The organism is Streptomyces sp. NPDC058663, assembly GCF_042716745.1.
Lineage (GTDB): Bacteria > Actinomycetota > Actinomycetes > Streptomycetales > Streptomycetaceae > Streptomyces.
In genome coordinates this window covers 1-10,188 of record NZ_JBHXRV010000100.1, presented here as the reverse complement: position 1 = coordinate 10,188, position 10,188 = coordinate 1, and the positions used below count along the sequence as shown (strand labels likewise).

Sequence of the window (10,188 nt, the reverse complement as noted above, 5' to 3'; positions counted from 1 at the left end):
CAGGGGGGACCCTGTGGGAGAGTAGGACGCCGCCGAACAATCATTGCGAAGAGCCCCGTACCGGGGATACCGGTACGGGGCTCTTCTGCGTTCACGGGCATTGCCGGGTACTTAAGGGACGGTTTACCTGGCGCGTCCCGACGCGGAATTTAGACGGGCTGCCTGGCGGGTCAGATGGTCGCGTTCGGCGAGGTTGGATGCTTCCCGGGCGGCCTCGGCATACAGGGTGGCCGCCGTCGTCAGATCACCGTCGCGTTCATGCAGATAGGCAGCGACCGCCGTGTAGCGGGGCAGGGACGCGTCGAGTGCCGCGAGCGCTGCCAGGCCGGCGCGTGGGCCGTCCGCCTCCCCGACGGCAACCGCCCGGTTCAGCCTGACCACCGGGCTGTCGGTGAGGCGCGCGAGCTCGTCGTACCACTCGACGATCTGCACCCAGTCCGTCTCCGCCGCGGAGGGTGCGTCCGCATGCAGTGCCGCGACGGCGGCCTGAGCCTGGAACTCGCCCAGCCGGTCACGGGCCAGAGCCGCCTGCAGGACTTCGACGCCCTCCGCGATCGCCGCGGTGTCCCATCGGGTGCGGTCCTGCTCGGCCAGTGGCACGAGACTGCCATCCGGTGTGGTTCGGGCCGCACGCCGCGCGTGGTGGAGCAGCATCAGCGCGAGCAGCCCGGACACCTCGGGGTGGTCGACGGCAGCGGCGAGCCGACGGGTGAGCCGGATGGCCTCGGCGGCCAGGTCGACGTCGCCGGAGTACCCCTCGTTGAAGACCAGATAGAGGACCCGCAGCACCGTGGAGACATCGCCAGGACGGTCGAACCGCACACCGGACACCGTCCGCTTGGCACGGCTTATCCGCTGCGCCATCGTCGCCTCGGGCACCAGATAGGCCTGGGCGATCTGGCGTGTGGTGAGCCCGCCGACCGCGCGCAGCGTCAGCGCGACCGCGGACGCGGGCGTCAGCAACGGGTGGGCGCACAGGAAGTAGAGCTGAAGGGTGTCGTCCGTCCCGGATGCGGCTCCGCACGTCGGCTCCTCGGCGACCAGGTCCTCGCGCCGACGGCGGGTGGTGTCCGCGCGGGTGGCATCGAGAAACCGGCGCCAGGCCACCGTGATCAGCCAGCCCTTGGGATCACGTGGCGGATCGGCCGGCCACACCCGGATCGCCTCGACGAGCGCGTCCTGGACGGCGTCCTCGGCCGCCGCGAAGTCTGCTCCGCGGCGGACGAGGACGCCGAGCACACTCGGTGTGAGGCTCCTGAGCAGGACCTCGTTCATCGGTGGAGTCACTCCGTGATGGTCGGCGGCTCGCTCAGGAACGGGCGCAGCTCCAGCCACTCGTGGATCGGCTCCCCGCCCGCACCCGGTGCGGCCGACAGCTCACCGGCCAGCTCCAGGGCCCTCTCGTAACTGTCCACATCGATCACCATCCAGCCGGCGATGAGGTCCTTCGTCTCGGCGAACGGGCCGTCGGTGACCGGCGGGCGGCCCTCACCGTCGTACCGGACGAAGGTGCCCCCGGGGGCGAGCGCCTGGCCGTCCACGAACTCGCCGGTCCCTTCGAGCCGGGTAGCGAAGTCCCGCATGTACTGGATGTGGGCCGAGACCTCCTCGGGGGTCCACTTCTCCATCGGGACGTCGTTCACCGCTGCCGGGGCGCCGCGGTAGTGCTTGAGCAGCAGGTACTTGGCCATGATGGATCTCCTCCGTACTGGTGCGGCCCATTGTGGTCGCATTCACCACGGGGACGGAGCCGGTCACACGTTCTCGACATCCCCGCCCGAAGTTTTTTGGCCGCCCGGGCAAGGGTGCCTGGCCGGAGGATCCGCCCACTGCGTAGGCTGGATGTGTCGTCCGGAATGGAACAGCCCTTGACCTGCAAACACGCGGGCAGGGAGCCGAGATTCTAGGAGTACCTCAGTGCAGCGCACCATGTTCAAGTCCAAGATCCACCGCGCTACCGTCACCCAGGCCGACCTGCACTACGTCGGATCCGTCACGGTGGACGCCGAGCTGATGGAGGCGGCCGATCTGCTGCCCGGCGAGCTCGTGCACATCGTGGACATCACCAACGGGGCCCGACTGGAGACGTACGTCATCGAGGGCGAACGGGGATCCGGTGTCATCGGGATCAACGGGGCCGCAGCCCATCTCGTGCACCCCGGTGACCTGGTGATTCTCATCAGTTACGCGCAGGTGGACGACACCGAGGCCCGCGCGCTGGAGCCGCGCATCGTGCACGTGGGGGAGGGCAACCGGATCGTGTCGTTGGGAGCCGACCCCGCCGAGCCCGTCCCCGGCGGAGAAGGCGGGCAGCTTCGCAATCCCCTGGCGGCCATCCGGTAGGGCGGATTCCGGTGCGCGGTCGGTGCGTGTGGACTCCGCAGGCGTGGGAAGCCGCATCGGGAGAGAGTGGGGATCAGCCGCACCTCGCGGCGCGGCATCCGACACTCGACCAGACTCCGCAACCTGGAGGTCGATCAGGCATGACCCAGCCGAACCCCGATCCCGTACCGCCCGCGCCGACTCCGCCGCCCGGGCCGACCGGACCGGACCCCGGGCCGCTTCCCGGACCCCTGCCGGGGCCCACCCCGGTACCGCCGGGGCCGGCCCCGGACCCGATCCCGCCGGGGCCCCTGCCCGACCCGATTCCGCCGGGGCCGGGACCCGACCCGGCACCCGAACCGGCGCCGGGACCGGCTCGCTGAGCGGCCAGCACCCACGGCGGGCCGCACCCCCTGCGGGGTCCGGCCCGCCGTACCCAGGCCGTGCGGATCCGCGCTGAAGCCGTGCGGAAGCCCTGCGAGCCCGTACGGGAGCCCTACGAGCCCGTACGTAAAAAGGAATGGACCCGGGGCGCACCCCTCCGTAGGGTGCGTCCCGTGTCCAGTCCCGAGGCGTCAAGACTCTAGCCACCGGCCGTCCGGTGGCTTTTTCGCGTGGTCACGTACCTCCGGTATCCGCACGGAACCGCCGGGTACGCCATCGACCGCTGCCCGCCACCGGACCGCCGGCGTCGTCAAGGCTGTTTCTGCATCACGACGTCGTTGTGGGGTCTCGCTGTGCCGTTCTCTCTTCACCTGCTCGGGCTCGCTGTCTTCGCCCAGGGCACTTCGGAATTCATGCTGTCCGGGCTCGGCCCGGAAATCGCCGCGGACCTGGGCGTGTCCCTGTCCGCTGCCGGGGCGCTGACCTCGGCCTTCGCTGTCGGAATGGTGGTGGGGGCGCCCTTGATGGCGGCCCTGAGCCTGCGCTGGTCGCGGCGGACCGCGCTGCTGGTCCTCCTGGGGGTGTTCCTGCTCGTTCACGTGCTGGCCGCCGTCACCGGCAGCTTCACCGTGCTGCTCGTCTGCCGGGTCGTCGGAGCACTCGCGAACGCCGGGTTCCTGGCGGTCGCCCTCACGGCCGCCACTCGGATGGTCGCACCCGACGCGAAGGGCCGGGCAACCTCCGCGCTCCTCGGCGGAGTGACCCTCGCGTGCGTCGTCGGAGTGCCCGCCGGGGCCCTGCTCGGTCAACTCTGGGGCTGGCGTGCCGCGTTCTGGGCGGTGGCGCTGCTGTCACTGCCCGCGTTCGCCGGCATCCTGCACTCCGTACCCGCGGAAGTGGGCGACCCCTGCGGGGCCGGGGTGCGACACGAACTGCGGGCGCTGCGCGACGGTCGGCTGCTGCTTAGGCTCCTGCTGGGGGCGCTCGTCAATGGCGCCACCTTCTGCACCTTCACCTACCTCGCACCTCTGGTCACCCAGGTCACCGGGTTCGGCGAAGGGTGGGTACCCGTGGTGCTCGCCCTCTTCGGAGTGGGTTCGTTCGTGGGCGTGGCGGTGGGCGGCCGGGTCGCCGACCGCAGGCCCGCAGCGCTGCTGCTCGGCGGCGGGGCGGCGCTGTTCGTGGGATGGGTGCTCTTCGCGCTGCTGGCCGCGCGGCCGGCCGTGGCGCTGCCGCTCGTCCTGGTCCAGGGGGCGCTGTCGTTCGCGGTGGGTTCCACCCTGATCTCGCAGGTGCTGTACGCGGCTACGGGCGCGCCCACTTTGGCGGGGGCCTTCGCGACCGCCGCCTTCAACGTGGGCGCCGCCGTGGGGCCGTGGGCCGGTGGAATCGCACTGGGGGCCGGTCTGGGGTTCCGTTCGCCGCTCTGGGTGAGTGCGCTGCTGGTGGCGTTCGCCCTCGTCAGCGCCGGTGTGGCAGGCCGGTTGTGGCGGACTCGTACCGGCTCCGATTCAACAGAGGTACGGAGCAAGTGAGTTGGGGCTCTTGTCATGGCCTGCGCCATGCCCGTACTTTTGCCGATTGCTACGTGTCCCACAGGGTGAGTGGAGGAAGCGAGACATGGCCTCAACCGGTCGTCACCGGCGGTACCAGCCGAGCCGCATCAACAACGCCTCGCTCACGGCTGCGGCGGGCGGCGTCGGCATCGCGCTTCCGCTCGTCGCGGCAGGCCCTGCCGGAGCGGCCCCGGTGGACGTCTGGGAGAAGGTCGCCGCCTGCGAGTCGACCAACAACTGGAAGATCAACACCGGGAACGGCTATTACGGCGGACTCCAGTTCCGCCAGGCCACCTGGCAGGCCTACGGCGGCCAGACCTATGCTCCGCGCGCGGACCTGGCGACCAAGGACGAGCAGATCGCCGTCGCCGAACGGGTGCTGAAGGGGCAGGGACCGACCGCCTGGCCGGTCTGCTCGGTCAAGGCGGGGCTGGTGCGCGGCGGTGCCGCCCCGGACATCACCATCACCACCCAGGGCAAGGGGCAGGGCGCCGACCAGGGACGGAAGGCCGACCCGCCGCCCCAGAAGAAGAAGCCCGCTCCCCCCGCCCGGCAGACACCCCCGCCGAAGGCCGACCCCCGGCCGCCAGGACCGGCGCCGGCTCCGCCCGCCCGGACGGCGCCCCCGCCGAAGACCGACCCCGAGCCGACCAGGCCCGCACCAGGCCGGGCCGGCGCCCAGGACACGTACACCGTCGCCGGCGGGGACACCCTGTACGACATCGCCAGGAGCGAGCGGGTCGGCGGCGGCTGGCAGCAGCTCTACCAGGGCAACAGGCAGGTCATCGGCAGCGACCCCGACGTCATCCGGCCCGGACAGCGCCTGCTGGTACGTATCGGCACCCCGGCCAAGCCGGACCCGGCGGGCAGCACCGACAGAGCGGGCACCGCGGACAAGGCCGGCCAGGACTCCCGCGGGGACGCCGCGGCCGAGAGGGCCGCCGCGGAACGCGCGAGGCAGGCCGAGGAGGCCCGTAAGGCGCAGGGCGCCAAGAAGGCCGAGGAGACACGCAGGGCGGAGCGCGCCAGGCAGGCCGAGCAGGAGAAGCAGAGCAGGCAGGCGCAGGAGAGGAAGCAGGAGCAGAAGCGGGAGGCCGACCGGGAGAAGTCCCGCGCGGAAAAGGTCTCCTCGCGGTCCGCGCGCAAGAGCGGGCTCAGTGCCCCGGTGGACGTCGGCCCCAGCACTCCCTACCGGGCGGCGGGTTCCTCCTGGTCGAAGGGCTACCACACCGGCGTCGACTTCCCGGTGCCCACCGGCACCTCCGTGAAAGCCGTCGGGGCCGGCAACGTGGTCTCGGCCGGGTACGCGGGCTCGTACGGCTACCAGGTCGTCATCCGGCACGCCGACGGCAAGTACAGCCAGTACGCGCACCTGTCCGCGCTGACCGTCCGCGAAGGACAGAAGGTCGACTCCGGGCAGCGCATCGGGCGCTCCGGCTCCACCGGCAACAGCACCGGGCCCCATCTGCACTTCGAGGTGCGGACCGGCCCCGGCTTCGGCTCGGACGTCGACCCGGTCGCTTATCTGAGGGCGGGCGGGGTCACCGTCTGACCGGGGGCGGCCTTCGGCCCGCTGGGCCGGTTCGCCGGTTCGCCGGTTCGCCGGTTCGCCGGTTCGCCGGTTCGCCGGGGAGGAGGCCTGCGGGCCATTCCTCCCCGGCGTCCAGCCGCGCGGGAGGCAGCCCACGGGTAATTCCTTCCCGGCGCCCCGCCGCGCGAGATCCGCACGCGCCTGCACCCGCCCTCGATCGTGTCCCGCCGTCAGCAGGGTCAGGCCCGCCGCCGCGACCAGTCCCGAGAAGGCCGCGAGCAGTAGGCCGGCCGCGCCGTACCGGAAGGACTCTCCGAACAGGGTCAGGCCGACGACGGAGGCCACCACCGGGTTCACCACGGTCACCGTGGCCAGTGGCGCCGTCAGCCCGGCACCCCGGTAGGAGCCCTGCGACAGCAGCAGCCCCGCCGTCGCGAAGGCGGCGACGGCGGGCACCCCTTGCCACTGGCCCGCCAGCCCGTGCACGCCCCAGCCCACCGCGAGAGACTTGACGAACACGGACGCGATGCCGAACGAGATCCCCGCGGCCCCGGCCAGCAGCACGCCCCGCGCCACTGGGCGGCTCACGAGGTGCGCCGCGGCGAACAGCGCCGCCATGGCGGCGAGCGTCGCACCCGCGACCGCCAGCTGCTCCCCACCGTCCAGTCCCTGGGCGCGGGCGGTACCCGTCAGCGAGAGCAGTCCGGCCAGACCGGCCGTCGCCATGAGCGCGCCGCGCCACGCCGTGGCATCCGCCCTGCGCCGTACGAACACCGTGGCGATCGGCAGCGCAAACACGATGGTCAATGCACCCATCGGCTGTACCAGGCTCAGCGGACCGTAGGCCAGCGCGCCGATGTGCAGCAGGGCGCCGAAGCCGTTCAACAGGGTGGCCACCCACCAGACCGGCTGCCGCACCGGGGCGTACAGGCCGCCGTGGCCGGTGGCCGCCACGCGTTCCTGGAGAATGGCGCCCACCGCGTAGGCCACCGCCGACACGAGGGCGAACAGGACGGACAGTCCGAGGGGACTCATGTATCCACCATGACCTGCCGCAGCGCTCCCGTCCTTGTCCACGGGCAGGCCCCGGGGTCTCCGGCACACGCGGTACGCCGCAACAACACGTGCGACCGGCACGGTGAAAGGCAGAGAACATGGATTTCGCGGAGCTCGGCACGGTGAACGGGTTCTTCGCGCTGCGGGCGGAGACGCCACCGGCCGGGGGCGGTCACGTCCCGTTGGCACGGGTGTACGCGGGCGAGACGGCCCCGCTGGCCCTAAGGGTCGACAAGGTCGCCGCCCGGCTCGGGACGCCCGAGCGCCGGGTCGCCGCCTCGATAGCCCACCTGGGGATCGTGGCACGGCTCTGGTCGGTGGCACTCGGTTCGGCCGCGCTGTACGGCGAGGTGCCCGATCTCGCGGCGGACGGCCTGTACTGGGACCCGGACGGCAGCAGCCCGGACGACCTGCTGCTGAGCACGGCGCGGCCCTCGTTGCCCGCCACGGCCGAGACCCTGCGCGACACCGTCCAGTACGGCCACCTGCTTCCCCTCGCGGATTCCTTCCGCCGGGACGGCAACATCTCCCCGCAGCTCCTGTGGGGCAACGCCGGATCCGCGCTCGCCGCAGCCGTGTCCCAACTCAGGCTGTGGGCACGGGAGAACGAGCGCCCCGAGGCCGGCAGGAGGGCGGCGGCGATCGCCCACGAGCTGTTCGCCCACCCCGACCTGAACGCCACGGGGGCCTTCAGGGCCGGGGCGTTCCGCCGCTCCAGCTGCTGCCTGTACTACCGCTGCCCGGGCGGCGGGCTGTGCGGCGACTGCGTCTTCGACTCCCCGCCCGGGCACCGGGAAGCCGGGACGGGCGCGCGGCGCTCTTCCCCGCAGCCCGTATCTGAGTGACCATCAAGGAATGAAAGTGGGGCTGCTCACGCGAGAGTATCCGCCGGACGTCTACGGAGGCGCCGGTGTCCATGTGGAGTTTCTGGCAAGGGAGTTGCGTGCCCTGGCCGATGTGGAGGTGCACTGCTGGGGAACCGACGGTGTCGGCACGGGCCGGGAGCACGGAGTCACCCGTCACGCCTTCGACGCCACCCTGGGCGGCGCCAACGACGCACTGCGCGCCTTCTCCATCGACCTCTCCATGGCCGCCGCCCTGGCGGACCGGGAGATCGTCCACTCGCACACCTGGTACGCCAATCTCGCCGGACACCTCGGCAAACTGCTCTACGGCGTGCCGCATGTGATGACTTGTCACTCGCTGGAGCCGTTGCGCCCGTGGAAGGCCGAGCAGCTCGGGGGCGGGTACGCGCTCTCCGGGTGGGCCGAGCGCACCGCCGTCGAGTCCGCCGACGCGGTCATCGCCGTCTCCCGCGGCATGCGTACCGACATCCTCGACTGCTACCCGGCGCTCGACCCGGCGAAAGTCCGTGTCGTGCACAACGGAATCGACACCGCGCTCTACCGTCCCACGGACAGGACGGACGTCCTGGAGCGCATCGGCATCGACCCCGGCCGGCCCTACGTCCTGTTCGTCGGCCGCATCACCCGGCAGAAGGGCGTCCCGCACCTGCTGCGCGCCGCCCGCGCCCTCGACCCGGCCGCCCAGCTCGTCCTGTGTGCGGGGGCGCCCGACACCCCGGATATCGAGCGCGAATTCCGCGAACTGGTGGGTGAGCTGGAGCGGGCGCGGGACGGAGTGTTCTGGATCCCCGAGATGCTGCCGCGCCCGGACGTGGTCCAACTGCTCACCCATGCCACCGTGTTCGCCTGCCCCTCGGTGTACGAGCCGCTCGGCATCGTCAACCTGGAGGCAATGGCGTGCGGCACCGCCGTCGTCGCCTCCTCGGTCGGCGGCATCCCCGAGGTCGTCGACGACGGGCGCACGGGGCTGCTCGTACCGTACGAGAAGAAACGCGCGCTGCGGCACCCGGAGGAGTTCGAGGACGGTCTCACCGAGGCGCTGAACCGGGTGCTCGACGAGCCGGAAGAGGCGCGTCGGATGGGTGCGGCGGGCCGTCAGCGGGTAGTCGAGGAGTTCGGGTGGGACGCCGTGGCACGGCGGACCGCCGAAGTGTACGCGGAGTTGGTCAAGTGACCCTTGCTGGTTGACCCTTGGGGGCGGCGATGCGCGGTGGACCTTCGGTGCTCGGGATCGTACTGGCAGGCGGGGAGGGCAAGCGGCTGATGCCGCTCACCGCCGACCGGGCCAAACCGGCGGTGGTCTTCGGAGGGACCTACCGCCTCGTCGACTTCGTCCTGTCGAACCTCGTCAACGGCGACATCCTGCGCAACTGTGTCCTCACCCAGTACAAGTCGCACTCCCTGGACCGGCACGTCACCACCACCTGGCGGATGTCCAGCCTGCTGGGCAACTACGTCACCCCGGTCCCCGCCCAACAGCGGCTCGGGCCGCGCTGGTACCAGGGCAGTGCCGACGCCATCTTCCAGTCGCTCAACCTGGTGCACGACGAGCAGCCCGACTTCATCGCGGTCTTCGGTGCCGACCACGTGTACCGGATGGACCCGCGCCACATGCTCCAGCAGCACATCGAGAGCGGCGCAGGAGTCACCGTCGCAGGGATCAGGGTGGCGCGCAGGCAGGCGTCCTCGTTCGGGGTCATCACGCCCGCCTCCGACGGGCGACGGGTCGAGCGGTTCCTGGAGAAACCGACCGATCCGCCCGGTCTGCCGGGCGACCCGCACCGGGTCTTCGCCTCCATGGGCAACTACATCTTCACCACGAAGGTGCTGGTCGACGCGCTGATCAGGGACGCCGAGGACGAGGACTCGGTGCACGACATGGGCGGCAGCATCCTGCCCCAGCTCACCGAGCGCGGCGCCGCCCAGGTCTACGACTTCGACGACAACCACGTCCCCGGCGAGACCGCCCACGACCACGGCTACTGGCGGGACGTCGGCACCCTCGACACGTACTACGAGGCCCACATGGACCTGGTCGCCGAGCAGCCCGAGTTCAACCTCTTCAACCGGCGCTGGCCGATCTACACCCACTTCGGGCAGCTGCCGCCCGCCCGGTTCTGCTCGGCCGGCATCGCCAGCGAGTCGATCGTCGGCCCCGGCTGCGTGATCAGCGGACAGGTCACGGGCTCGGTCCTCTCGCCCGGGGTGGTCATCGAGCCGGGGGCCGTCGTCCAGGGCTCCGTACTGCACGACAACGTACGGATAGGGCGCGGGGCGGTCGTCCGCGGGGCGATCCTCGACAAGAACGTCGACGTACCGCCGGGAGCCACCATCGGCGTCAACCCGGAGCGTGACGCCGAGCTGTACACGGTGTCGCGGAACGGGGTGATCGCGCTGGGGAAGGGGCAGCAGGTCAGCTGACAGCCACCTGACCCGGCAGAGGCCCCTGGGCCCGGACTGTGCGCCCCGAGCC

General features: G+C 71.5%; 8 protein-coding genes and 1 pseudogene. 6 read left to right on the top strand and 3 right to left on the bottom strand.

Going from position 1 to position 10,188, the window contains the following annotated elements; translation table 11 throughout:
* Positions 1–123: 123 nt before the first annotated feature.
* Positions 124–1,275 carry an RNA polymerase sigma factor gene (locus ACFWVV_RS37465; protein WP_384359016.1) on the bottom strand — a complete coding sequence of 384 codons (1,152 nt, stop codon included), beginning with the start codon at positions 1,273–1,275 and terminating at the stop codon, positions 124–126.
* 8 nt (positions 1,276–1,283) lie between these two features.
* The gene (locus ACFWVV_RS37460) at positions 1,284–1,691 is read right to left on the bottom strand and encodes a YciI family protein (RefSeq protein ID WP_384359002.1); all 408 of its coding nucleotides are present in this window, start codon (positions 1,689–1,691) and stop codon (positions 1,284–1,286) included.
* A 226-nt stretch (positions 1,692–1,917) separates the two neighbouring features.
* Here ACFWVV_RS37460 and panD point away from each other — a divergent pair, with 226 nt between their 5' ends.
* The 3 genes from panD to ACFWVV_RS37445 all read left to right on the top strand — a co-directional run bounded on the left by panD (position 1,918) and on the right by ACFWVV_RS37445 (position 5,814).
* The gene (gene panD / locus ACFWVV_RS37455; protein ID WP_384359004.1) at positions 1,918–2,343 is read left to right on the top strand and encodes an aspartate 1-decarboxylase; all 426 of its coding nucleotides are present in this window, start codon (positions 1,918–1,920) and stop codon (positions 2,341–2,343) included.
* A 716-nt stretch (positions 2,344–3,059) separates the two neighbouring features.
* A complete protein-coding gene (locus ACFWVV_RS37450) occupies positions 3,060–4,241 on the top strand; it encodes a Cmx/CmrA family chloramphenicol efflux MFS transporter (RefSeq protein WP_384359006.1) in 1,182 nt (393 codons plus the stop codon).
* An 85-nt stretch (positions 4,242–4,326) separates the two neighbouring features.
* Complete coding sequence (locus ACFWVV_RS37445; protein WP_384359008.1) at positions 4,327–5,814, top strand: transglycosylase family protein; 1,488 nt, start codon at positions 4,327–4,329, stop codon at positions 5,812–5,814.
* A gap of 288 nt (positions 5,815–6,102) precedes the next feature.
* On the opposite strand, the pseudogene ACFWVV_RS37440 reads toward ACFWVV_RS37445, so the two are convergent.
* A pseudogene (locus ACFWVV_RS37440) lies at positions 6,103–6,828 on the bottom strand (DMT family transporter); the annotation flags it as partial.
* Positions 6,829–6,947: 119 nt separating this feature from the next.
* Between ACFWVV_RS37440 and ACFWVV_RS37435 the strand changes: the two are divergent.
* From ACFWVV_RS37435 to glgC, 3 genes are read left to right on the top strand one after another with little or no spacing between them, the layout of a single operon-like run.
* Positions 6,948–7,694: a (2Fe-2S)-binding protein gene (locus ACFWVV_RS37435; RefSeq protein ID WP_384359010.1), complete on the top strand. Its 747-nt coding sequence runs from the start codon at positions 6,948–6,950 to the stop codon at positions 7,692–7,694.
* 10 nt (positions 7,695–7,704) lie between these two features.
* Positions 7,705–8,889 carry a glycogen synthase gene (gene glgA / locus ACFWVV_RS37430; protein WP_384359012.1) on the top strand — a complete coding sequence of 395 codons (1,185 nt, stop codon included), beginning with the start codon at positions 7,705–7,707 and terminating at the stop codon, positions 8,887–8,889.
* A 29-nt stretch (positions 8,890–8,918) separates the two neighbouring features.
* Positions 8,919–10,136, top strand: coding sequence for a glucose-1-phosphate adenylyltransferase (gene glgC / locus ACFWVV_RS37425; protein ID WP_384359014.1), 1,218 nt, complete (start codon positions 8,919–8,921; stop codon positions 10,134–10,136).
* Positions 10,137–10,188: the final 52 nt, after the last annotated feature.